Source organism: Serratia sp. ME47, assembly GCF_903970925.1.
Classification (GTDB): domain Bacteria; phylum Pseudomonadota; class Gammaproteobacteria; order Enterobacterales; family Enterobacteriaceae; genus Serratia; species Serratia ureilytica.
This window is the reverse complement of sequence record NZ_CAJCKE010000008.1, coordinates 39707-62948: the sequence shown is the minus strand read 5'-3', so window position 1 is coordinate 62948 and position 23242 is coordinate 39707. Positions and strand designations below refer to the sequence as shown.

Genomic DNA, 23242 nt, shown 5'->3' with positions numbered 1-23242 from the left:
GCTCATGGCGCGCCAACCGGAAATCGCCGGCGATTCTCACCCAGGCGCAGGCCATTACTGTCCGTCAATTCCGTCACCACCTGCAGAGGCAGCGTCGAGCGCGGCGTGAGGTTGAGCTCCTTCAATTTACGGCTGCTGTCCGCCGGCAGGTCGAGCGTTGTCTCGCCGCGAGCCAATTCGTGCTCCCCCTGCGTCACTCGCCAACGCAGCGTGGCGGCGGGGTAATCTTGCCAGCGATCGTTGATCGCCCACAGGCCTATCTTGCCGCTTTCTCCCGTTCGCCAGTTGAGCGAGAGAGGCTCAATGGAGGGCAGTACCGGCTGATAGGCGCGTTGCAAGGCGTAGTAACCTGTTTTTGGATGGCGCTGATAGTCGATGACCGCCCAGTTGATTGAAGGCCAGGTTTCGCTGAACATGAACTGGAACAGGGCGACGACCGGCTGATAGCGTTGACGCCGATAGCTTTCCGCCGCCAGCTGAATGCCTTCCGCCTGATAGCGCTGGGTGTTGGCGATAAAACTCTCGATCGTGGCGCCGCGCGACAGCTTGGCCAGCCCGAAAGCCTGCTCGGGCTGGAAATTGTGATACTGCCAAACCTTCCAGCCCGGGTCGTCTGGCGAGGTGCTGGCGGGCCACAGGTGCGCCGCCGGAATGATAGTGCGCAACGTGGCGAGACGAGGCAGCGCCTGCGCGCCAAATTCGCTGATGATCGGACTGGTCGCCGGCTTGAGGAAATCGGCAATCGTGCCGAAATACCAGCCCTGCCAATAATGCTCCGCCACGGTAGACCAACGGTGCACGATGCGGCTGCGATCTTCGCTCAGTGCGTCCGCCACGCGGTGCGCCAACCGACGGTTGAGCGTGGGCGTCCAGTCGGTAAACCGCTGTTTCATCCACGGCGCGTCGAAAGGCGGCTCATTTTGCCCGGCCCACACGATCACCGAAGGGTGGTTGCCCCGTTGTTTCAGCAGGTCGCCGGCCTGGCGCGCCGCTTCGGCGGCGAAGGCTTCGCTGTCGTCATACCCCCATTGCAGCGGCATGTCTTGCCACAACAACATGCCCAGCGCGTCGGCCTCGCGATACAATGCCCGGCCTGCCACGTGCCCATGCACCCGCACCGCGTTGATGTTCGCCGCGCGCATCAGCAGCAGATCCCGGCGATAAAGCGCGGCGGTCATGCTGCCGAGCCACGGTGAACCGATATAGTTGGTGCCGCGAATAAACAGGCGGCGGCCATTGATCGTCCAGCCGTGGCCTGAGGCCAGCTCACGGACTTCTCTCAAGCCGGTCTGTACGGTGCGCCGATCCAATATCCCTTCGGTATCGGACAGCGTTGCCTCGATGCGATACAGATTTTGCGCCCCATGGCCGTACGGCCACCAGAGCGCGGCGCCCGGCATCGGCAGCGAAACGGCGAGCGGCGCGCCGCCGGTCAACACCACGCGGCGGGAAAGGTGATAGCTTTTGCCGGTGAAGTTAAGCGGCGTCAGGCGCAGGGTCAGGCGCGCTTTTCTTGGCCGATTGACCCGATAATCGAGGCGGATGTCCAGCGCCGGCTTCTCCAGTCCCTGGCGCCAATCGGGCAGCGCCGTGAGGTTGTCGATCGCTGCGCCGCGGCTGAGGCGAAGCGTGACGGGTTGCCAAATGCCGCCTGAATTGGCGTCCTGGCCCTGCGGCGACCAGGCGCCGCCGGGGCGGGTATCGTGCTGCGACAGCACGCCTTTAATCGCGCGCTTGTGCAAGGGCCAAACGCTGCCGGGACGCTCGAATGGGCTATCCACCCTGACCAGCAGGTGGTTTTCGCGGCGAGCCGCGTGGGTCACATCGAACTGGAAACGTTGAAAATAGCCCTGATGCTGGCCGACAAAGCGTTGGTTGAGCCATACGTCAGCGCGATAATCGACGCCGTCGAAAGTGAGCGTAGCCAACCGATCTCGGGTGAGATGCGGCAGAGTGAATGTCGTGCGGTACCACAGCGCGCCCTGATGATCGACGCCGTCGCTGTACCAGTTCGCCGGTACTCGCAAGGGGCGCCAGTTCGGCGTCAGGCGCTGCCGGTCGTCATGGGGCGGGTTGGCGTTCTGGTATTGCCAGATGCCGTCGAGTGAAACGCTACGCGGTGTCTGGGCAAGGGGGCTTGACGCGCAAACCAACAGCCCCAGCGAGAGCCAGATTCTTGTCTTCATGTTGCCTCCACGATGGCGAGCAGCGCGTCGCGTAACTGCCGGCTCAGCGGCGTCAGCTGCGACTGCAGCGGGGGAATCGACGCGAGATCGCGGGCGCCGGCGGCCTGCTCAATGGCTTGCAGACAGGGCGCCAGCGTCGAACCGGCAAAGTGCAGCGTTTCTCCTTTGAGGCGATGCGCACAGCGTTTGATCTCGTCGCATGCCTGATCGTCGATCGCCGTTTGCAGGGCTTGCAGCAGCCCAGGCAGTTCGTCGATAAACATCGTCGCCAGTTCGTTGAACAGGGCCGGATCGTTGTCCAACTGCGCGAGCGCGAGCGGATAGTCGAAGGCGGCTTCCGGCGCGGGCGCCGCGGCGACGACCTGCGTAATTTCTTCGGCCAGTTTGTCCAGCAGGATAGGCTTGGCGATATAGCCGTCAAAGCCGAGCTGCAGGCATTTCTCTCTGTCGCCTTTCATGGCGTGAGCCGTCATGGCGATGATCCGCTGTGTCGGTTCGCCCGGCGGTTGCCGCCGCTCCGCCTGACGAATCGCTTGCACCGCTTCGATGCCGCCCATCTCCGGCATCTGCAAATCCATTAAAATGACGTCGTAGCGCGCGGTTTTCAGCCGAGCCAGCGCCTCGACGCCGTTGCCGGCCAGCTCGGCGCTGTGCCCCAGCTTGCCGATAAAGCTGAGCGCCAGCTTTTGGTTGACCGGATTATCTTCGGCGATCAGCAAATGATAATGGGGCGACTTGGCGCTCACCGCCGGCGTGCGGGCAACTGGCGCGATGAGGGCCGTTTTCGGCAGCATCGGCACCAGCGCTTGTTCCATGGCGGCAAACAGTTCCCCGGCGTCGATGGGTTTGGTCAGGAAAAAGGAAACGCCCACTTTTTGCAGCACCGCCTTGTCGATACGGCTTCCCGTCGAGCTCAGCATGATCAGCGTGCAGTGCCGCAACGACGGGGTGGACATGATTTCCAGCGCCAGCGCCATGCCGTCCATTTCCGGCATTTGCGCATCCAGTAGCACCAGCGGGAAGGGCGCGCGGCTGTTCATCAGCGCCAGCGCCTCTTTCCCCGAACCGACGGTGACGGGCTTCAGGCCCATATTGCGCAGCAGATCGGACAGCAGCCGCAGGTTGGTGGCATTGTCGTCCACCACCAGCACCTCGATGCCCGCCAGCGTCTGCGGCCAGCCGACGCTTTCTCTGCGCGCGCCTGACAACACCGGCAGTGAAAAATAGAAACAGCTGCCGCGTCCGGCGTCGCTGTCTACCTGCAATTCTCCCCCCATCATCGCGACCAGCCTGGCGGAGATCGTCAGCCCGAGACCGGTGCCGCCGTATTTTCTCGTCGTCGAGTTATCCGCCTGGCTGAACGATTCGAAAATGACTTTCTGCTTGTCTTTAGCGATGCCGATACCGCTGTCGCGGATGCTGAACAACAAACGGTGCGCATCGTTGACCACCGGTTCGATACGCAGCACCACTTCGCCTGCAGGCGTAAATTTGAGCGCATTGCCAATCAGGTTGGTCAAAACCTGGCGCAACCGCAGCGGATCGCCAAAGATCTTGTCGGCGACGTCAGGGTGGATATCCACCAGCAGCTCGACGTTCTTTTCGGAGAACTTGGGCGTCAGCGGGCGGGTGATCTCCTGCACCAACGGCCGCAGAGAGAAGTCCTCCGGATCCAGGCTGATCTTGCCCGCTTCGATTTTGGAGAAGTCCAAAATATCATCGATAATTTTCAACAGCGCGCGCGCGGAACTGTAAGCCATTGAGATGTAGTCGCGCTGCTCCTGATTCAACTCGGTCTCAAGACAGAGTTGGGTCATGCCGAGAATGCCGTTCATGGGCGTGCGAATTTCGTGGCTCATATTGGCGAGAAATTCGCTTTTCGCCAGGCTGGCCGCTTTGGCCATCTCAACCGATTGGCGGGATGAGGCTTCCGCTTCTTTGTATTCCGTAATGTCTTGCAGGGTGCCGATCGCCCGTTGTACTTCGCCTTTAAGCCCTTGTTGCACGATCTGGCCCTGCAGCGATACCCAACCGTACCGCTCGTCTGCGCGCTGCACTTTCACTTCGCAGGCGAAAATCGGCAAGATAGCCTGGTTCGCCTGACGGATACACTGAGTGAAATGCGCCAGATCGTCGGCCGGAAAGGCCTGCGCCCACAGTGAGCCGGAAAGCGTCGAATGCGTGCGAGGAATTTCCAGCAATAGCAGTAACGCGTCGTTGACCTGCAATTCGTCGGTCGCCAAATCCCACTCCCAAATGCCGATGCGCGAGGTCTCCGCCGCCAGGATAAAATCGCTGTGCAGCCGCTGTTCGGCCTTGATGACGTCGGCATAGCGGCTGATATCGGTGTGGGAGCTGATCACGCCGCCTTCCGGCGTTCGCTGGTGCTGGATATACAGGGTGCGATCGGTTATCCGTCTCACCTCGTAATGGTCTGGCCGGCGGTAGTTGGCCAGTAAGGAAGCCGCCATGCGCTTTTGGGCTTCGTCATGCAGCGCCGGATAGCTGATATCGATCATCTTGCGCAAGACGTCGGCGAGCGTAAGCCCGACGCTCAGCCAAGGTTCCAGCCCCGGATAATAATCGTTCACGCGCCGGTTCCAGTAGACCAACCGCTCTTCGGCGTCATAAATGGCCAGCGCGATAGGCGGGGCGTTGAGCGCGGAAAGCAGCGTCGGCTTGTTCATCCCGGTAGCCCCGACTGCGCGGCGGGATTGTGATGCAGTTCGGCCTGACGCCGCATGAACTCGAGCCCCGGCGCCAGCACGATGGCCCACGCGGTCAGGATCTCTTCATCGCATTCAGGATCGAGGTCCCGCACGGTTTGCAGCACGGCTTTGCGCCACAGCGCATAAATCGACGGCGGCAGGTTGAGGCCCTGTGGGCTGCCTTCCTGCGTTACCTGTACCAGGTAATCCGCCACGATATGCGTGTTGGCGACCGAGAGCATGTAGAAAAAGGTTTTATAGATGATTTTCTGCTTTTCCAGCCGCTGGGCGATGCTGCCTGGTGAATTGAGATCCTCGGTGCTGCCGATAAACAACGCGTAGAAATGGGCGAAGAACCGATCGCCTTTATCGCCCTGAGTGATGCGGCTGTAGCTGTTATTGAACAGCTCTTCATAGTTAATCCCCATGTCATTCTCCTTTCGCACTGGGGAGCGGATGACGCTCCTGCGGCAGACAGTGACGAGGCCAGTTGAAAACGTCTTGCATGCGAGCGCCGAGGTAGCCGTCGTTGAGCGGCGCCTGCAGCAGCGGGCCGCGATTCTGTTTGAACAACAGCGCCTCCAGCACGACGGTGTTGGTGGTGAGCGTGAAGGTGGTGTTATAGCCGCCGTTCGCTTCATAGCGGCCTTCGAACCAGCCGCGTTTGTCATCCTGATGCAGCCGCCCCAGTTGCATGAGCGCGTCGGTGTAGCGGGTATCCCACAGCACCCACAGACCGAAAATGGCGCGGGTCGAAAGCAGCGCCAGCTCGGGGGCGTAGCGGCCGTCGTCTGTGAGGGTATTCCAGGTGTAACCATTGGCGAACAGGCTGTCATATATCTCCCACGGCGCCGTGCTGCGTGAATATTGCGCCCGCGCAGTGAGGATTTTCTCCCGGTGCCAGCGCATTTCCTGCGCCTGGTAAAGACGTTGGGCTCGTTGCGCCATGCTGACGTCGGCCGCATCGCCGGCATTGGGCGCCGGCCATCCCATCTCGATCCCGGTCAGCAGATACGGCGTGCTTTCGATGCCGGCGGGGGTGCCGGTGAGGCGCGGATCGCGGGCCGTCACGGCGATGGGCTCACCATAGACGATAGCCGTTTTGAACGGCGCCATTCGGGGGGACGAGCGTTGAAACCCCCACAGTCGGAAAGCCGCGCTGTTGTAGTCGGCATAGCCGACGTCGCTGGCTGTGGCACTGCGCCAAGCGCCGTTTTGCTCTCGTCCGTCGAGCGGCTGACCGTCTTGGGTCAGCAGGTTGCAGAAGTTCCAGCGCAGCGCGATTCGTTCGAGAAAGGTGCGATATTCGGGGAAGCTTTGCGCCGTGAAACGCATGCCGGTGAGCAGACGGGCCATGCCTTGCGCTTCGCTGACGGCGCCGCCGTTCTGGCTGAACGCGCCGCTGGCGGCGTCATACAGCGCACCTGGCGCGCCAATGCGGGTTACCGGTAAACGATCGAGCGTCGTCAGCAGTGCCGCCAAACGGGCGTCGAATTCCCGTTGCGGGAGCAGGTTCAAACGCCGCGCGGCGGTCAGCGCGATCAGGCTGTCGCCAATGTTCCACAGCGAGACCACCGGATAACGATCTTTGCCGTTCACCAAACCGGAGCCGGGCTGCGTGTTGTTCTGCACGTAGCGCCAGGCGACGTCGGCCCATTGCCGTTGCTCTTCGGTCAACGCGCCGTCGCGAGGCTGTTGCCGCCAACGCTCCCACAGGGCGCCGGCGCTGTCGGGGCGCGCCATGACGCCCAGCAACACGACCAGCGCAAGGGCGATGACGACGGAGGCGATCAGCGTTAGGGTTTTAAGCATGATGTCGCTACCGGGGGCAGTTTCACGGGCGCGTCATTTTGACACTGCGGGCATTTGCAGGCTTTGCAGGATGGCGCGTTGCGCAGTGCGATCCCCGTTTGTTGGCACCAGCTCTTCAGGTTAGCGTCAGGCGTGATAAAGGGGCGGTTAAACGGCGTGTTTTTGTCGTCAAACACGTTCACCAGCGTTTTATCCCACAGCGCCGGCGCGTATTTGCCGTCGCTCTGGTCATTGGTATTGAATTTCAACAGGCGCCCCTGTTTTTTAAACAGCAGGGCTTCGAGCATGATGCCATTGTTGTTGGCGGTGAATTCACGGATCGGGCCGGCGCCGTTTTCATACAACCCTTCATAGAAGCCTTTGTCTTTTTCGCCGGCATTCTCAATCACGTCGAGTAGCCGATCGGTATACGGAGATTGCCACAGGCTCCACATGCCGAGCGCCGCTTTGAGCGAGATGGCGGCGGTATCGGGCACATACTCGCCCTTATCCGTGATGGTGTTCCAGTCAAACCCGTCGGAATAGACGGTGTCGTACACGAAGTACGGCGCGCGGTCGAGCTGATGTTCGGAACGCGCCGTCAGGCGGCCGGTAATCTGGTAGCGATTCTCCTGCGCCTGATAGACGCGATTGGCGAAGTCTTGCATCCAGGGATGGCTGTGTTTAGCGAGGTCGGCGCTGCGATCGTCGCTGGTGTTCCAGCCCATCTCCAGCCCGTGCAGCACATAGGGTTCGGTGGCCACATAGTTATGCTGACTGGTGGTGCGCGGATCGCGTGAATCATAGGGCACCAGAACACAATAAATGTCCGCCAACTGGTAAGGCTCCGCGCGGGCGGCCTGGCAGGTGGAGAACCCCCACAGCTGGAAACCGCTGGCGGCGTACTCTTCATAACCCAGCCGGCCTTCTTGGACGTAAACCGGCTGTTTATTGGCATCCAGATTGGCGCCATACAGCGTGCCGCAGTCGTCGATGATATGACTGAAATCCCAACGCAGCACGACGTTATCGACGTCGTTGGCAAATTCGGGATAGCGCTCTTTGATGATTTTCAACCACAGCAGCATTCTGCCGATGTCGATGGATGAAAAGCCGATCTCGCCGGGCTTGTTGAGGTAGTCGACCTTTTGCGCCGTGATGGTGTTGTACGCTTTGTTGGGCATCTGATTTTGGAACAGCGGCACGGTATTGAGCGTGGCGAGAAACTTGATCAGACGCTGATCGAACTGTTCCTTGTCGATGATGCCGAGTTCACGCGCGGCCGTCAGCGCGGCCAGATAGGAGGCGCTATCCCACATGGTGGTCGAGGGATAGTTGTTGACGGCGTTGACCAAACCGGTCGCCGGTTGATAGTTGGTGACGAAATATTGCCAGGCCTTGACCGCCATCGCCTGTTCACGCGCCGTCAGGTCGCCGTGGCGCTGAGGGTAGGCGGCGGCGGGCAACTGGGTGTCGCCCACGGCCGCGGGCGACATCAGCAGCAGTAGCAGGCAACCGCACAGCACGCGCCTAACTAGCGTGATAAACGGCCTGGTGAAATAATGATGAGGCATAGTGGCTCCTTATAACTGATTACGGCCGTTGATCGTCGGCAAGATTCGCGGCGGGCGCGGAGGCGCAGTTTTGGCAAAACAGCGGACCTTGCGCGATGTAGACCAGGCTTTCCAATATCAGGGCATTGGTATTGGCGCCGATCACCCGACTCTGCTGCCCATTGGCGGCGATGATGCCGTCATACCAGCCGCGTCCCGGCTCGAACAGGACGCCGGCGCGCTGCCGCATTTCGTCACTCCACGACGTACGAAACAGCGCGTACCAACCGAATGCCGACTTGGTCGACAGCTGCAGCGCCGCCTCTTTGATTTCCGCACGCGACTTGTCGATCTGCGCCGGGAATCGACTGATGACCGCGTCGTCGATAAAACGCGGCAATTGCTCTTCATTGTCGGTATTCACATAGGCGTCACCGCCGCGGCTGCGATAGCGGCTTTCCTGTACTTTCATCACTCGCCAGCTGATTTCCGCCGACCGGATGTCGAACCCGACCTCCAGACCGGTCAGTAAATAGGGCATGGTAGTGACGACCGGGTGATCGACCTTGCCGATTTTGGCCAGGCTGTCGTAGGGAATACGCAGGCCGTCAATGCTGATGGTGCGGGCTGATGGCGGTTGGGTGCCGAGAACGATGCCGGCCAGAGGGCTGACGCGGCGCAGTCCGTGGGCGGCGTAAAGCTGGTAACCATAGCTGTCACGGTTGCTTTGAGTGACGAGCAGCCATTTTTTTGCCGCCCGGAAATTCAGCGGCTGTCGCTGCTCCTGCTGCATGAACAGGGCGTCGAACTGCCAGGGGGCGATTAAACGGGCGATCGCGCCGGTCTGTTCCGGGTACAGCCAGGCGACGATATCCAGCGCCATCAACAGACGGCTGAGGTCGACGGCAGACCAATCGGATTGGCTTTCGTTTTGGCTCAGGCTATTCAGCCTGATAGGGCGCTGAGTATGGTAATACAGCGACGGCAACTGACCGTCGGCCAGCGGTAACGAAGACAACGCTGTCAAAACGGCATTCACGCGCGCATTCAGCTCGTCCTGCGTAATGATCCCGAGGCGTTGTGCGCTGATCGTCGCCATCAGATAACTGCCGGTGTCCCACATGGTGGTGTAAGGCTGGTTGTCGATGGCATTCGCCAGCCCGCTGGATTGGGTGTTGTTGACAAAATATTGCCAGGCGATGCGCGCCCAGACGGCCTCGTCGAAGGTCAGCGCACGTGGCGCGGGCAGCGTGGGGAAATCGGCGCTCAGCGTCAACTCGGCGCTTTCCGCCGGGGCGGGGGGCATCTTCATCTCAACATACACTACGACGCTGAAGGCCAGCAGGAAGCCGAGGATGACCGCAATATAGCTGCGCGCCTGCAACAGTGAGTGTTTCCACGCCATGTCTATCCGGCCTCCTGCTGTTCGGAAGGGGGCTCCGACTCAGGGCGCCACAGCGCGGCGAACACCATCGGCAACATGGCCATCACGTTTACGCCGCCCCAAAAGATATTGATCACATAGCCGGCCGGATCGTCCACCTTGCCGAGATACAGCTGCGCGCCGCCCCATAACAGCCCCAACAGCGTTAGGGCGATAATGGCCAACTGCGGTTTGACCAGCGTCAGAAAGTTGCCTTGCTGGCGCTCTTTGGGCGTAACGTGGAACTTGATCTTTTCACCGCGCAGCACCGTATCCAGCGCGCGCAGATTCATCGAGAAAAGCGAAAGGTAGGACGCCTTTCCGTCCCAGGCAGAGATCCCCCAGGTGCCGAACATGAAAGCCAGCTCAGACAGCAGGAAAAACGGTAAAAAGTGCAGGTAAAAGGGCAACGAGTAAGCGGATACCGGCGGAATGCCGGTAAACAGATAGATCAACGGCGAGATCAGGAACACCGTATTCCACAGGCAGGCAAGATATGACCAGAACGTGGTGCCGTACATCAGCTTTTGCGCCAGACTCAGCCTGAAGTTTTTCGCGCTGAAGACTGCATCATGCAGCGCAATGTCCAGCGATCCCGCCGCATATTTGAAACGCTGAATCATCCAGGTCAACAAATCCTGCGGCGACAGCATTTTCGATTCCACCTCGGGATGCATGACGGAACGCCAGCGTCGCTCGGGATCGCCGTGCAGCACGATCGAGGTGTAAATATCTTCCGATACGTGGAATTTATACGGCGTCAATTCGGTATCGAACGCAATCTGGGGTTTCATCGCCCGGCCAAGATCGTCGCGCAGGCCGGCATCCGTGACGTCGCGGGTATAGCGATCGATTTCATTTTCGACGGCGCGCGCATAGCTGCGCAATGCGCTCTGCATGATAGCCTCGCGCCGATGAATTGACGCCGCGCCGCAACAGAAGGCGGCGTTGGCCGCATTGCGGCGGCGCAATATCACGTCGTAAAACATCTTGGGATCGTTGAAAAAGGGATCTTGGCCGACGGTGAGGGGCCCAACCACCCCTTCAAACGCGCGCCCGACGACATAGCCCGGCTGCCCCAGCTTGTCCTTCAACCAGTGCGGCAAACGCTTTCCGGCGGGCAGATCGTAAAACCATTGCGGCGTTTGCACCCAGGCCACCAGGGGATCGCGAAAATAACCCAGCGTGTCGGTCAAGATGGACGGGAATACACGGGTATCGGCATCGCAGATGACGATAAAATCCCCGTCCGTGTGTTCCAGTCCATTGCGCAGATTGCCGGCCTTAAAACCGATGTTGTTCTCGCGCGACAGATAATTTACGCCTTCTTGTTCGGCGACGCGTCGCATCTCGGGGCGTTTGCCGTCGTCCAGCACGTGAATGCGGTAGTCCAGCGGGAAGGGATAGGTGACTCGTTTGGCATCCTGAATCGACAACCGGACCAGTTCGGTATCTTCGGAATAAGTGGCGATAAACAGGTCGACTTTGACCGGGCGCGGTGCGATCGCCTCATCCGAATCGAGACATTGACGGATGTCGCGCGGCGGGGGGCGGCGTTTGACATCGCGCACTTGCCACAGGTTGATGGTAAACAGAATTGTGCCGCAATAGGCCAGGGTTTCCGCTATCACCAAAGGAACGGCATACCATAAGGCGTCATAATTGAGTGACGCCATCCAACGCCAGCGAATGTAATTGGCGCCGACCAACAGAGCGGCCACGGCGAGGATTTGCCAAAGGAACTCTATTGCCCGCGAGGTTTTTAGCGGTGCAGGGGGGCTCCTTTTTTCAAAAGATGAAAAATAAAAATGCGCCATGCATTTCATTCCCGGCAAGGAGGTCATGATATAGATAGAGAGTTTAGTTAAGCATGGAAGATTAGCAAGATGGTGGATTTAAAATTAAACAGACATTCTGTTGTTTTTTATATGATTGCAATAATGAGGATTTCCTCATCAAAAAATACGTGATGTGCGGATAAATTTATTTTTTCATCTAAAATTCCTATACGCCCGCTTAAGGCAAAAATGATTAGTAAGTTATATATTTTAATTTAAATTAATTACAAATTAAATAAAACCACATGGCGCTGTCTTTTGAACCGATTTATCATGAGATAACCGAATGAATTTACAGCAAGTTAGTGAATCTTCTACGGCAACGCTTCACTATGTCGCCATTGGGAAACGTGATTTGCGTATCGACATGCTGCGCGGCATCGCGCTGGTGATGATGGTGGTGGCGCACGTAGAGGTGATGTCGGTTTTGAATGTTTTTACCTGGGAGCGGTTCGGTTTGACTACCGGCGCTGAAGGTTTTGTTATCTTGTCGGGTTTTATTCTTGGCAATATGAAACGGCGACAGTTACAAACTGAATCCATGTTGACGGTGGCCTATTCGTTGGTGCGGCGCGCGGCTAAACTATATATTGTTAATATCGTTATCATTATAAGTATTTTGCTGCTGCAAATGCTGGATTTTATCGATACCTTTGAAGTGACACATTTCGTTGACCGTTTTTCAGGGGCGGTATATTCGATGTATCCGGTTAATGAACAAGTCAAAGAGGCCTGGTTCAACGAGATTATTTTTTTGCAGATAGGGCCGCATCAAACGCAAATTCTGGGGCTCTATTTTTACCTGCTGTTGTTTAGCCCGCTGTTCCTCTGGCTATTGAATACGGGCAGGGGCGCCGGGCTGTTGGCACTGTCGCTCATCGCTTACGGCTATTACCAAATCAGCGGCATGCCGATGACTTCGGCGGAGTTCGAGTTCGCTTTTCCTTTCCTGGCGTGGCAATTGATCTACATACTTGGCCTGTGCTGCGGATGGTACAAAGAGGAGATCGCGTCGTTGGCCCGCACTCAGGCAGGCAAGATTGCGCGCTATGGCATGGCGGCGGTGGCGCTGATAATGCTGTTCGTCGCGCAAAACCATACCAATCCCTTTATGCCGCCGGCGTTAATGCTGCACGTGATCCCGGCGGCGGAATTCAATGGGTTTTATCAACACCTGGCCGCCAAGAATGCGTTGGGGCCCGTGCGCATTCTGAATGATTTTTGTCTGATCGCCAGCGTCTATTGGCTGCTGACCGTCTGCTGGCGGCCCATCAACAAAGCCATCGGCTGGTTCCTGATCGTGCTTGGGCAAAACTCGTTGTATACCTTCATCATTCACGTCTATCTGGTGCTGTTCATCAGTCAGTTCGTGACCTTCGATCTCTGGACGCAACATTGGCTCTTCAGTACGGCGGTGCATGTGACCGGGCTGCTTGCGCTCTGGGTAATGGCACGTTACGGCCTGTTGAAGAAGATTGTTCCCAACTAATCGAGCCCGAAGAACGCGGTGGCTAAGGCGATAACCGGCCTGGCGCTCCACGGTCAGGCCAGGTAAGTGCGCAGCCAGGCGGCGAATGTTCTCACGACGTCATCGTCCCGGTCGCGCAGCAGCAGAGAATAGACGCCGGTTCGGATGGTCAGCGTCGGGAAAGGCGACACCAGTCGGCCGGACGACAGGTGTTTGGCGCAGAACAAATAAGGCACAACGGCCAGCCCCAGGCCGTCTTCGGCCGCCTGAATGGCGGCGAAGGTATGATCGAGCGTGAGCGGCGGCGGCGAAGCGTCCAGCGCCGTCGGATAAGCATTCAGCCAGCTGCGCCACAAATCTTCCCGGGCGCGGATGCGGATGGCGGTATGCTCGCCAAGCGTGTCCGGCGCAATGACCGGTCTGGCGTGCAAATAGCTCTGGCTGCAGACCAGCAGGCTGTCTTCCTGCAGGAAAGGGATCGCTTTCAGCCCTGAGAAGTGCGCGGGATCGCGTCGGATCGCCACGTCAAACGGCGTATTGCGATCGACGGCGCCGATGCCGGTGGTGATATCAATCGCGACCCCCGGATGACGCTCATTGAATGCCGCCAGCTTCGGCATCAGCCAGTGCATGGTGAACGTCGGCAGGCTGTGCACCACCAGCCGCTGCTGGCCGGCGCTCGCTTTCAGCGCGCTCTCCGCAGCAAACAGTTCGCCGATGACCCGGGACGCGGTGCGGGAAAAGTTCTCACCGGCCTGCGTCAGCCGCACGGATTTGTGTCCGCGATAAAACAGCGTGATCCCCAGCTGTGCTTCGAGACTGCGAATATGGCGGCTGACCGCGCCGGTGGTGAGAAACAGCTCATCCGCAGCGGCGCTGAAGCTGCCGAGACGGGCGGCGGCTTCGAAAGCGGACAGGTGCGGCAGGGAGTGGATTTTTTTCATAGGTTGAGTCTAGCTCAACCAAATGGGGGAAGAAAGATCGTTTGTCAGCCTTTGATTTTGCTCACTATGATGAGGCATCTCCTTCTGATTGCTGAGTTTATGATGCGGATCTTTTGGCTATCGGTCATGCGTGTTAATGGCGTTATTCTCCCCCTGCGGTTGGCAGGGAGGCGGCGCTGAAATGCGGGCTTTTTATCTGCTTTGCGTGAGCCGGGCGGGTCTGTGTCTGGGCACCATGATGTTCGCCGGCGCGCTGCCGACCATCAGGAGCGAGTGGCAGCTCGACGCCGCTTCCGCCGGCACGGTGCAGACGGTGTTCAGCCTGACCAACGCCCTGGCGTTGCTGGTGGCCTCCTGGTGGTGTGATTCGTTGGGCGCCCGCCGGGTTTATCTGCTGTTCTCCTGGCTGGGCGCCGCTGCGTTGATGCTGTTCGCCGTATTTGCCCATTCTTATTTCGGCGCGTTGGTGTTGATGGCCTTCGTCGGTTTGACGCAGGGCGGGGCTTATACACCGGCGCTGCTGTTGGCGATGGGGATGAACGGTCCGGCGCGGCGCGGTTATGCCATCGGCATGGTGCTGGCGGCGAGTTCGTTGGGGTATTTTCTGTCGGTTTTCATCGCCGGTTGGAGCGCCATGCGCTGGGGCGCCGGCGTGGCGTTTTCTCTGTGCGCCGCCGGTGCGTTACTGGGAGCGTTGGCGGGATCGTTGGCCTTGGTCGGTTATCGGGAACCGCAGCCGCGCACGCTGGGGAGGAAGACGAAACGCGAGAGCTACGCTATCACCTATGCGACCCTGCTGTTGCTGATCGGGTATATCGCCCACAGTTGGGAACTGCTCGGCAACTGGGCCTGGGCGCCCAGCCTGGTCAGCGAGGCGTTGAGCGGTTTCTCTCTGGATCCGCTCAGCGCCGGATTGATCGTCGCGGCGGTGATCCACCTGGCTGGCATGATCGCCACGCTGATTGTCGGCACCGTTTCCGACTATTTCAATCGCGCGTCGGTGCTGATGTTTATGGGCGCCGCCGGCGCATTGGGTTCGCTGCTGATGGGAGGGTCGGCGAACTGGGGGCCGGGCTGGACGCTGCTGCTCGTCAGCATCGGTAGTTTCTTTATTCTCGGCGACTCCGGCGTGCTGTCGGCCGCGATGGCGGACAACGTACCGCCGCAACAGCTCGGCAGCGTGATGGGCTGGCGATCGTTGCTGGGGTTCGGCATCGGTTCGTTCGCCCCTTTCTCCTTTGGCGTGGTGATGGATACCACCCACAGTTGGGGCGCGTCTTATGCCGTATTGGCCTGCGGCGGCGGGGTAGCCTGTCTGGCGGCCTGCTTGCTTTGGCGACAACATTTGAAATGAGGTACGGACATCATTAAATGAATGGAACATCATCACGCATTGTTATCGTGGGCGCCGGGATTGTCGGGGCATCGATCGCCTATCATCTCGCGCGTCAGGGGCAGCGCGTTATCGTCGTTGAGCAGACGCATCCCGCGGCGGGGGCCACAGGCAGCTCGTTCGGCTGGATCAGCGAAGGCGTGCCAGAGGGCGCTCCCGACGCGTTTCTGCGGCGCGAGATCGTGGCTGACTGGGTGCGGCTGACGCAGGAGATCCCGGAATTGTGGGTGAATTGGTCCGGCGCGCTCAGCTATGGTCAGGCGCCGGCGACGCAAAACCCCGACAATCGGCGTCTGTCCTCCGCCGAGGTGATGGCGCTGGAGCCGGCGCTCGGGCTGCTCGATAGCCAGGCCTATTTTGCGGCGCGCGATGGCGCGGTCGATCCGCAAGAAGTGACACAGCGGCTGCTCGAACGAGTAGGCGCGTTGGGCGGCGAGTTGCTTCTGGGACGTGCGGTCAGCGGATTTCTGCGCGAGGCCGGTGGTCAGATAACCGGCATCGTTACCGAGGAGGGCGCGATCGCCGCCGAACGGGTAGTGCTCGCCTGCGGTACGGGGATCTCGGCGCTGCTGGACGGCAGCGAATTCTCGTTGCCGATCGAGGCGTCGCCGGCAATTTTGTTGCGCTATCACGCGGCGGCGCAGGCGGTGAACACGCTGATTGCGGGCGACGACATCGAAGTGCGTCATGCGCAAAATGGCGATCTGCTCGCGGCGGAGGATTATCCCGCGGGCGGCGATGTCAAACGCGTGGAAGAGGACGCGCGATCGGCGATTCAAAACCGCCTGCACGGCTCGGCGCCATTGCAACTGCAGGCGTGTTCGGTGGGGCTGCGCCCCAGGCCGCGCGACGGTTATCCCATCCTCGGGCCGCTGGGCGCCACCTGTCTCTATGTGGCGGTGATGCATCCGGCCGTGATGTGCGCTCCGACGTTGGGTCGGCTGGTCAGCGACGAGCTGTTGCACGGCGTTAATCCCGCCATTCCTCACGGTTACCGCCCGGCGCGATTTATTGATGATGGGGGTGAAGGGGGGGATATCATCGCGATTGCCGGTCGGTTCGCGCTGGATACCGCGCAGCCGCCGCTCAGTCTTTATCCCTATGCGCCGGTTTATAAGATAGGGGAGCACGTCCTGAAACGCACCCGTCCGACGTCGGGCGAAGCCCAGGCGCTGGCGGCGTATCTCACCGCGTTGCGTCGTCAGGGCGTTGACGTCGTGGCGCCGACGGCCTGTCCGCAAGAGATAGCGGGCAGTATGTGGGTGGTTTATCCCTTTGTGGCGGGAGAAAAATATGCGGGCCGCGATGAGCAGATTATCGCGGCGGGCAGGCTGTTGGGAAGGATCCACGCGTTATCTTCGGCAGACAATAACGCCGGGCTGGCGGTTTATGACGAGTATGCACTGACTGAAGACGATATCTCGGCGGATCTGGACGAGATCGCCAGTCATGCGGCAAGCCAGGGGCTGACGCTCGACATCGAGGCGCTAAAAACGCGTATGCTGCAGATTGCCGGGCGGCAGACGGCGCTTAGCGCACGGGATCTCCCTTGCGTGGAAACGCCCTATGACTTTAAAGCCGATAATCTGATTTATGTCGCGCAGGATAGGCCAGTGCTGATCGACCCCGATAACGCGCTGTTTTTGCCGCGCGTGTTCGATCTGGCGCTGGTCCTGCTGCTGTTCCACAACGCACTGGACTCGGCGCCCGACCGCGTGTTCACCGTACGGGAATGGCGGCTGTTTTTGACGGGGTACGGTGAGTCTGTCGCGTTGACGGCCGGCGAAGTGCAAAGCTGGCATCAGGCGGTAGAGCATCTGTTTCTCGACGAAGTCCTGTGGCTGATGGCGGACTTTACCGATGGCTGGCGCGATCCTCGGCAAACGGCGCTGTTCTTCTCTCTGATCGGGCTGCTGGATAATCTTTCCGACTACGGATTAACACCGTAATGCGCTCAACGTTGCAGTGGTTTTTTGCGCCGTTGGCTAGGCTCTTATATATTTATTAGCATGCCTGAGGCAGGTTAGGCATGAAGCGGAGGCCGTACAGGCCGCTGCAAGCACGACAGTTAATCCGTTCGCCAAGAGGCTGCGAGACGGTGCTTTCGGTAGGGACAGCCGCCAAACGTTTTTACGGCGACCGAAGGCGGAGCAGCTACTCACAGGTCACGAGGACACTTACCATGCATAAGAGAACACTGGCGTCACTGCATTACGAAAACATGCCTTACGATGGGGTGCGCTTTCATATTTTGAAACGGGAGACGCCGGGCCATACGGCGTTGCTGAAGCTGGATGCGGGCAGCCGACAACCGGCGCGTTTTCATCCGGGATGGGTGAAGCTGATGGTGCTGAGCGGTGAACTGAAGGTTGACGATCAGACGCTGCAACCTCATGAGATGTTAATCATTCCTGCCAATACCGCCTATACGGTAGAGGCCATAACGGAAGTGATTTGTCTGGCGATTTCCGAGCTGGACGGCGCCGAACTGGCCCGTTGACGTATTGACAAGAAGGGATAGCGGAGAGCCTAGGCGCTCTCCCTATCCCTTCAGCATTGAGCCGCCCCCCAGGCTAAGCTACCTGCTGACTAGGCATAAACCTCCTGATTCAATCCACCGCGCTTTCCCTTTCCATCACTTTCGGCCTCCGTCGCCCCCGCAACGTTGCCGCCATTGTGCAGCGCATGCACAATGTCATCGCCCCGTTACCACGCAGAACGATGAAATGTGGGTGTCATAGTGAGTTTATTCGCATAAGGCCCCTGGTGTGGCTTGCGAGAACGTCACTATATGGAGGATCATGCGGCCTCTCTATCAAATAAAAGACATTCGCGTTATCAAAAGGGACAAACGACCATGGGATTCGAAGTCGACAACGCCGAAACGAAACGCATCAACCTGAGCAGCCACGAGAATTCCTCGTTCGAGGTGACAGGGCTGGTGAAACACTATCCGGCAGGCTTTGTCGTTCCTTTCCACTCGCATAAACGTTGCCATTTGCTCTATTCGCAACAGGGAGTGATGGCGGTCGAGGCGGGCAGCGGGCGTTGGATCGTGCCGCCAACCACCGCAGTCTGGCTGCGGCCGGGGGTGGAGCATCAACTGGTCATGCAGAGCAATATCTGCGTTTACGGGATTTTTGTCGATGAATTCACCGCCGCGCGGTTGCCGTTGCGCGACGGCGTTTTGCAGGTGTCACCGCTGCTGCGGGAGCTGATCGCCCAACTGGCGACGCTGGCGCCCGAGGGCGAGGAAACCAAACGCCACGCGCTGCTCAGAGCGCTGTTCCTCGAGGAACTGAGCCTGCAGCCACAGCTGGCGCTGCATCTCCCTTGGCCGATGGAAGCGAGAATGGCCGCCATTTGCCGGCAGTTGGTCATCACGCCGGCCGACGATCGCGGCATTGAGATCTGGGCGGATTCACTGTCGATCAGCGCGAAAACCTTCCAGCGTCACTTTACTCAACAAACCGGCATCACCTTTGGCCAGTGGAAACAGCGTCTGCGGCTGCTGTCGTCCATTCCGCTGCTGTTGGCCGGCCACTCCATCATACACGCCGCTTTCGAAAGCGGTTATGAGAGCCACAGCGCCTATTCGGTGGCGTTTAAAAAACTGTTTGGCGTTTCGCCTTCGCGCTTTACGCTATAGCCGTATTGCAGAGCGCGCTTCTCCTATAGATTGAAGCAACCTAATGACGTATAAAGCAAAGCAGTCAACCTCCGAGGCCGCTTCCCGTGATAAAAATTGTCGTGTACCTGATTATCGCCGTGACGATCGCCATTATTGCGGCAAGAGTCATCTTTCGTTTGCCGGATATTTCGCAGCGTCTGCCGCAGGCGGCCTTGCCGGCGGATCCTGCCGCGCTATTGCCGGCGCGGGCCGCCGAACAGATGGCGGCGCATCCCGGCCTGAGCGGCGTGGTGCCGCTGGTCAGCGGCCACGATGCGTTCGCCAGCCGCCTGGCGTTGGCGCGGATGGCGGAAAGGTCGATCGATGCCCAGTACTATATCTGGCATAACGACACCTCCGGGCAGATCTTGCTGAAAACCCTGTATGACGCGGCCCAACGCGGCGTGCGTGTGCGGCTGCTGCTGGACGATAACGGCGTTGCCATGGATGAGACGCTGGCGGCGCTGAACGCGCAGAAAAACGTCGAGATCCGTCTGTTCAACCCCTCAACCGTGCGCACGCCGAAGTTGGCCGGCTACGCCTTTGACTTTATGCGCATGAACCGGCGCATGCATAACAAGTCTTATATCGTCGACGGCGCTGTGGCGATCATCGGCGGCCGCAACATTGGCGATGAGTATTTCCAGGTCGGCGACGAGAACTATTTCCTCGATCTCGACGTGTTGAGCGTCGGCAACGTGGTGGCGGAAACCGCCGAGGTCTTCGATCGCTACTGGAACAGCGCTTCGGTGTTTGGCGTTGAGCAAATTATCCGGGGCCAGGGCAACCTCTCGGCATTCCTGTCGCAGGCCGCCGCAACCGAAACCAGCGAGCGCGCCCGTAAATTGGCGGTGCAGCTGGAAACCAGTGCGGTGCGCTTTCGCGATGGCGCCGTGCAGCCGGAATTCACCCAGGTAGAGCTGGTGGCCGACGATCCGGCGAAGGGATTGGGCAAAGCGTCGCGCGATCGCTTGATGGTGACGCAGCTGGGCAAGATCATCGGCGGCGTCAGCCGGCAATTGGATCTGGTCTCCGCCTATTTCGTGCCGGGGCGGGAAGGGGCAACCTTCTTTGAATCGCTTGCCAAACAGGGAAAATCCATCCGCGTGCTGACCAACGCGATGAACACCACCGACGTGCTGGTGGTCCACGCCGGCTACGCCAAATACCGGCGTGAGCTGCTGCAGGCGGGCGTCGAGCTGTTCGAGCTGAAGCTGCGCGCCGGGCAACCGACGGGGCGCAAGGAACTCAAGCCGCTGGGGCTGTCCGGTGCGGCGCTGCATGCCAAAACCTTCGCCATCGATGACAAACGGGTGTTTATCGGCTCGTTCAATTTCGATCCGCGCTCGGCGCACCTGAACTGCGAAATGGGATTCTTGATCGACAGCCCGTCGCTGGCGGCCGACACCCGCCAACTGTTTGATGGCCCGCTCGAATACGCCGCCTATCGGCCGGTATTGACGCCCGAAGGCAAAATGGTGTGGAAAGAAGCCTTCGAAGACGGCCACACCGAGGTGCACCAGCAAGAACCCGGCGCCGGCTGGGTAAAACGCATCGTTCTTACCGTGGCCGGCTGGCTGCCTATCGAGTGGATGCTGTAACGCCGGCGAAGGCCGTCGCCACCCGGTGTAACAGCCGTTGCAAGGGAATCTCGCCCGCGATGATTGCGATGAGGCGCGCATCCTCAAACAGGGCGAGGGAGGGCGCGGATTTGATGCCGAACGCAGGGGCGACCGTCGGCGCCTGCGCGACGTCAATGCGGCCGAAGGCGATCTCGTTGGCGTGACAGTGCAGCTGTTCGACGATCCCCTGCATATTCTGACAAGGGCGGCACCAGGAGGCGGAAAAGTAGAGGATGGCCCGCTGCCCCTCGGGTTTGTCTGCGTCATAGAGGAAGCAGGTCACCTCATGGGGCTCTGCCAGGTTCTTGATCGTCATGGCAGGCTCCTGACGATCTCTATCCCCATCCAAATCATCGTGACGATTTGCGTGAAAAAGAAAGCGAAGCGCCAGGTGGCGACTTTCTCCGTCTGCTCGAAACCGATGTGAACCAGACTCTGCGCCATGCGAGCGCCGAGCAGGACCAGAGACAAGACATTCAGCGTCGTGCTTTCCACCTGAAATACGGCTGTCGCTACAACGAGGGCGGTATAAACCGGCAAATTTTCAATGCAGTTGCGATGCGCCGCAATGGCGCGCTGGTAGCCATCGCTGCCCTGCGGTTTGTTCGCTTGCCATTCGCTGACCGTGGCGCGGCCGGTTAAAATTCGGGACCAGCGATAAACGCCGACGGTGCCGAATAGAATCAATAATGTCCAGCCGGCAAACGCCAGCAACACCAGGGTTGGCATATTCATAACGCATTCTCACTTGTCTTGGGAAAGAGCCTGCGGCCTCAGGGAGAGCCGCTCGGCTTGGATACAAGGTTATATTAGAATTATATAAATTAGCAACATCTAATTTAATGGGTGCTAATGTAATGCTGTGCCGGCGCCTGAAAGCCGCTATAATGCGGCTGAATGATGACGGGGCCGTGATTGACCATGAATGCAAAAGCTAAGCAGGATCCCTTTTTGAATGAAGGGGCGATTGAGGCCGCCAGGCTGTTGAAAGCGATAGGCAACGAACACCGTTTGCTGGTGCTTTGCCTGCTATTGAAACACGATGAGATTGCCGTGGGGGAGCTTCAACAGTTGGTGCCGCTCAGCCAATCGGCGCTGTCGCAGCACCTGGCGAAAATGCGCAATGAAGGTCTGGTAACGTACCGACGCGAAGCGCAAACCCTGTTTTACCGTATCGATAACCCAAACGTGGCGAAAGTGATCGCCACGCTCAGAGAGATTTACGCGCCGAAGTGAGGGGGCAGGCGAAGTGCGTCGGGACTAGCGCACTTCTCGCGTTGCGGCCAACAAGGCTTGTAACGAAGGCGCTTCGACCAGATTCTCGATGCAGGCCATCAGTTTTCGCGCATTGAGGCGTAATCCCTCACTGGGGGATTGCGCACAGCAGTGAAGAAATTTCTCACGAATATCCTGCATGTCGGCCGGATTCTCCGGCCAGCCGCGGCCAAACTCGGCCTTGAGCCGCAGCGTATCACCCTGCTCCGGCGTGATGTGTAGTTCGAATCGGTCAAACCTATCGAAGGCATGTTGTTCATGAACTTCGATACGCTGCGCCAGAGCAACGACCGTAGGTTCTGTCGCTGAAGCCGCGCTGAATTCACGTGCGCTGGCCTGGCCGCGCAGCAGCGCATTGGCGATGATGTAACGCGCGCTGAATTGCGCATCGATTTCGGCCGTTTTCTGCGGCTCGTATGGCGCGCCGCAGACCATGCGCATGGTCGGCGAGGCATGCAGAGTGATCTTCGCCCGTGCGGGATCGGGCAACTGCCGATGCGGGCCGTCGTTCAACAGCGCTTCGGTCAGCGCCAGCAGAATGCTGCAGTGCGGGTAGAGTTTGAAACAGGTCGCTTCTTCACCCAGAAAGGCGGTGCCCAAGTGGTGGGTCAGCAATCCCAGGTCGGGTTCGCCCGGGGCATAGAGATTGAAAAATCCGTTCTCGCCGCTCAGGACGCGTTTAGGGCCACTTATTCCAGCCTGCGCCATTAAAACCGCTTCCAGCGCATGGCGAGCCACCAATCCCTGGCTGATACGTACAGCCAGCGTCTTGTCCTGATAGTGTTGGAAGGTGCCGATGCCAAAATCGAAAGCCAGGCCGATAGCGTCGGTAAAGGCGTGCAGGTCCAGGCGCAACAGGCGGGCGGCGATCGCTGCGCCGGAAAACAGGCCGAGGATGTTCGAGTCGAATCCGCGGTAGAAAAAGCCGTTCGCCTGCGCGGCGAGGTTGATGCGTTGAGCGAAGTCTTGCCCAACGGCCAACGCAGCCAAGGTGTCGAGGCCGGAAGCACCCGACAGTTCCGCAGCCGCCAAGGCCACAGGAATATCCGAGGAGCTGGGGTGCCAGCCAGGAGAAAGCACGTCGCAATAATCGAGCGCGCGAGCGCGTACGGCGTTGACAAACGCCGCCTGAGGCGCGGCGAGCCGTTCTTCGCTGCCGATAATGCTGGCTTCGGCGTTGCCGCTCCAGCGTCTGGCCAGCGACAGCGCCGCGTCAACGCCGCTTTGATCGTAGCCGGCGGCGAGACAGCCAAGATTATCCATGAGCCGTTTACACTGGAATGCCAGGACGGCGGGGGGAATCATGCACGCATCTACCTGCGAAGCGAAAGCGATCAATTCTTCGATCGGGTCGACCGATAATTTTGTCAT

General features: G+C 59.3%; 18 protein-coding genes. 7 read left to right on the top strand and 11 right to left on the bottom strand.

The genetic code is table 11. The features are described 5' to 3' along the window. Positions 1-2 precede the first annotated feature (2 nt). From H7A77_RS10755 to H7A77_RS10725, 7 genes are read right to left on the bottom strand one after another with little or no spacing between them, the layout of a single operon-like run. Positions 3-2186, bottom strand: a complete 2184-nt coding sequence (locus tag H7A77_RS10755; protein WP_182074161.1) for a sugar-binding domain-containing protein — start codon at positions 2184-2186, stop codon at positions 3-5. After that, on the bottom strand, positions 2183-4873 hold the full coding sequence (locus H7A77_RS10750; protein ID WP_182074160.1) for a response regulator: 2691 nt from the start codon (positions 4871-4873) through the stop codon (positions 2183-2185). Before H7A77_RS10750 ends, H7A77_RS10755 begins: the two co-directional genes overlap by 4 nt. Beyond that, positions 4870-5322: a hypothetical protein gene (locus H7A77_RS10745; protein WP_046898354.1), complete on the bottom strand. Its 453-nt coding sequence runs from the start codon at positions 5320-5322 to the stop codon at positions 4870-4872. Before H7A77_RS10745 ends, H7A77_RS10750 begins: the two co-directional genes overlap by 4 nt. Before the next feature lies 1 nt (position 5323). Continuing rightward, on the bottom strand, positions 5324-6706 hold the full coding sequence (locus H7A77_RS10740; protein WP_182074159.1) for a DUF3131 domain-containing protein: 1383 nt from the start codon (positions 6704-6706) through the stop codon (positions 5324-5326). Next, positions 6691-8259: a DUF3131 domain-containing protein gene (locus H7A77_RS10735; RefSeq protein WP_182074158.1), complete on the bottom strand. Its 1569-nt coding sequence runs from the start codon at positions 8257-8259 to the stop codon at positions 6691-6693. The genes H7A77_RS10740 and H7A77_RS10735 overlap by 16 nt, the downstream gene beginning before the upstream one ends. A 19-nt stretch (positions 8260-8278) precedes the next feature. Beyond that, entirely contained in the window at positions 8279-9643 is a 1365-nt protein-coding gene (locus tag H7A77_RS10730) for a DUF3131 domain-containing protein (protein WP_182074157.1), read from the bottom strand. Between the two features lie 2 nt (positions 9644-9645). Then, the gene (locus tag H7A77_RS10725) at positions 9646-11478 is read right to left on the bottom strand and encodes a glycosyltransferase (protein WP_182074156.1); all 1833 of its coding nucleotides are present in this window, start codon (positions 11476-11478) and stop codon (positions 9646-9648) included. Between the two features lie 307 nt (positions 11479-11785). On the opposite strand from H7A77_RS10725, the gene opgC reads away from it, so the two are divergent. Further along, the gene (gene opgC / locus H7A77_RS10720) at positions 11786-12988 is read left to right on the top strand and encodes an OpgC domain-containing protein (protein WP_142075542.1); all 1203 of its coding nucleotides are present in this window, start codon (positions 11786-11788) and stop codon (positions 12986-12988) included. Between the two features lie 53 nt (positions 12989-13041). Here the strand turns inward: opgC and H7A77_RS10715 are convergent, their stop codons facing one another. Beyond that, a complete protein-coding gene (locus tag H7A77_RS10715; protein WP_182074155.1) occupies positions 13042-13911 on the bottom strand; it encodes a LysR substrate-binding domain-containing protein in 870 nt (289 codons plus the stop codon). A gap of 181 nt (positions 13912-14092) precedes the next feature. On the opposite strand from H7A77_RS10715, the gene H7A77_RS10710 reads away from it, so the two are divergent. The 5 genes from H7A77_RS10710 to H7A77_RS10690 all read left to right on the top strand — a co-directional run bounded on the left by H7A77_RS10710 (position 14093) and on the right by H7A77_RS10690 (position 20575). Next, a complete protein-coding gene (locus H7A77_RS10710; protein ID WP_255443860.1) occupies positions 14093-15265 on the top strand; it encodes a nitrate/nitrite transporter in 1173 nt (390 codons plus the stop codon). A gap of 17 nt (positions 15266-15282) precedes the next feature. Then, complete coding sequence (locus H7A77_RS25705; protein WP_182074154.1) at positions 15283-17253, top strand: FAD-dependent oxidoreductase; 1971 nt, start codon at positions 15283-15285, stop codon at positions 17251-17253. A 233-nt stretch (positions 17254-17486) separates the two neighbouring features. Further along, complete coding sequence (locus tag H7A77_RS10700; RefSeq protein WP_033643078.1) at positions 17487-17804, top strand: cupin domain-containing protein; 318 nt, start codon at positions 17487-17489, stop codon at positions 17802-17804. A gap of 357 nt (positions 17805-18161) precedes the next feature. Beyond that, on the top strand, positions 18162-18953 hold the full coding sequence (locus H7A77_RS10695; protein ID WP_033643079.1) for a helix-turn-helix domain-containing protein: 792 nt from the start codon (positions 18162-18164) through the stop codon (positions 18951-18953). 86 nt (positions 18954-19039) lie between these two features. Continuing rightward, positions 19040-20575, top strand: a complete 1536-nt coding sequence (locus H7A77_RS10690; RefSeq protein ID WP_182074153.1) for a phospholipase D family protein — start codon at positions 19040-19042, stop codon at positions 20573-20575. Here the strand turns inward: H7A77_RS10690 and H7A77_RS10685 are convergent. Next, positions 20556-20912, bottom strand: coding sequence for a thioredoxin family protein (locus H7A77_RS10685; RefSeq protein ID WP_182074152.1), 357 nt, complete (start codon positions 20910-20912; stop codon positions 20556-20558). The genes H7A77_RS10690 and H7A77_RS10685 overlap by 20 nt on opposite strands. Next, positions 20909-21325 carry an MAPEG family protein gene (locus H7A77_RS10680; RefSeq protein ID WP_232091360.1) on the bottom strand — a complete coding sequence of 139 codons (417 nt, stop codon included), beginning with the start codon at positions 21323-21325 and terminating at the stop codon, positions 20909-20911. Before H7A77_RS10680 ends, H7A77_RS10685 begins: the two co-directional genes overlap by 4 nt. 192 nt (positions 21326-21517) lie before the next feature. On the opposite strand from H7A77_RS10680, the gene H7A77_RS10675 reads away from it, so the two are divergent. Then, positions 21518-21832 (top strand): helix-turn-helix transcriptional regulator, encoded by a 315-nt coding sequence (locus tag H7A77_RS10675; RefSeq protein WP_042784504.1) that lies wholly within the window; start codon positions 21518-21520, stop codon positions 21830-21832. A gap of 24 nt (positions 21833-21856) precedes the next feature. Here H7A77_RS10675 and H7A77_RS10670 read toward each other — a convergent pair whose 3' ends face one another. Further along, on the bottom strand, positions 21857-23242 hold the full coding sequence (locus H7A77_RS10670) for an MmgE/PrpD family protein (protein ID WP_182074151.1): 1386 nt from the start codon (positions 23240-23242) through the stop codon (positions 21857-21859).

Coding starts and splice junctions, on each gene's coding strand:
- H7A77_RS10740 (WP_182074159.1), bottom strand. CDS start 6,706: ATGCTTAAAACCCTAACGCTGATCGCCTCCGTCGTCATCGCCCTTGCG.
- H7A77_RS10735 (WP_182074158.1), bottom strand. CDS start 8,259: ATGCCTCATCATTATTTCACCAGGCCGTTTATCACGCTAGTTAGGCGC.
- H7A77_RS10680 (WP_232091360.1), bottom strand. CDS start 21,325: ATGCCAACCCTGGTGTTGCTGGCGTTTGCCGGCTGGACATTATTGATT.
- H7A77_RS10725 (WP_182074156.1), bottom strand. CDS start 11,478: ATGGCGCATTTTTATTTTTCATCTTTTGAAAAAAGGAGCCCCCCTGCA.
- H7A77_RS25705 (WP_182074154.1), top strand. CDS start 15,283: ATGAATGGAACATCATCACGCATTGTTATCGTGGGCGCCGGGATTGTC.
- H7A77_RS10670 (WP_182074151.1), bottom strand. CDS start 23,242: ATGACAAAATTATCGGTCGACCCGATCGAAGAATTGATCGCTTTCGCT.
- H7A77_RS10675 (WP_042784504.1), top strand. CDS start 21,518: ATGAATGCAAAAGCTAAGCAGGATCCCTTTTTGAATGAAGGGGCGATT.
- H7A77_RS10745 (WP_046898354.1), bottom strand. CDS start 5,322: ATGGGGATTAACTATGAAGAGCTGTTCAATAACAGCTACAGCCGCATC.
- H7A77_RS10715 (WP_182074155.1), bottom strand. CDS start 13,911: ATGAAAAAAATCCACTCCCTGCCGCACCTGTCCGCTTTCGAAGCCGCC.
- H7A77_RS10695 (WP_033643079.1), top strand. CDS start 18,162: ATGGGATTCGAAGTCGACAACGCCGAAACGAAACGCATCAACCTGAGC.
- H7A77_RS10710 (WP_255443860.1), top strand. CDS start 14,093: ATGCGGGCTTTTTATCTGCTTTGCGTGAGCCGGGCGGGTCTGTGTCTG.
- H7A77_RS10700 (WP_033643078.1), top strand. CDS start 17,487: ATGCATAAGAGAACACTGGCGTCACTGCATTACGAAAACATGCCTTAC.
- H7A77_RS10750 (WP_182074160.1), bottom strand. CDS start 4,873: ATGAACAAGCCGACGCTGCTTTCCGCGCTCAACGCCCCGCCTATCGCG.
- opgC (WP_142075542.1), top strand. CDS start 11,786: ATGAATTTACAGCAAGTTAGTGAATCTTCTACGGCAACGCTTCACTAT.
- H7A77_RS10685 (WP_182074152.1), bottom strand. CDS start 20,912: ATGACGATCAAGAACCTGGCAGAGCCCCATGAGGTGACCTGCTTCCTC.
- H7A77_RS10755 (WP_182074161.1), bottom strand. CDS start 2,186: ATGAAGACAAGAATCTGGCTCTCGCTGGGGCTGTTGGTTTGCGCGTCA.
- H7A77_RS10730 (WP_182074157.1), bottom strand. CDS start 9,643: ATGGCGTGGAAACACTCACTGTTGCAGGCGCGCAGCTATATTGCGGTC.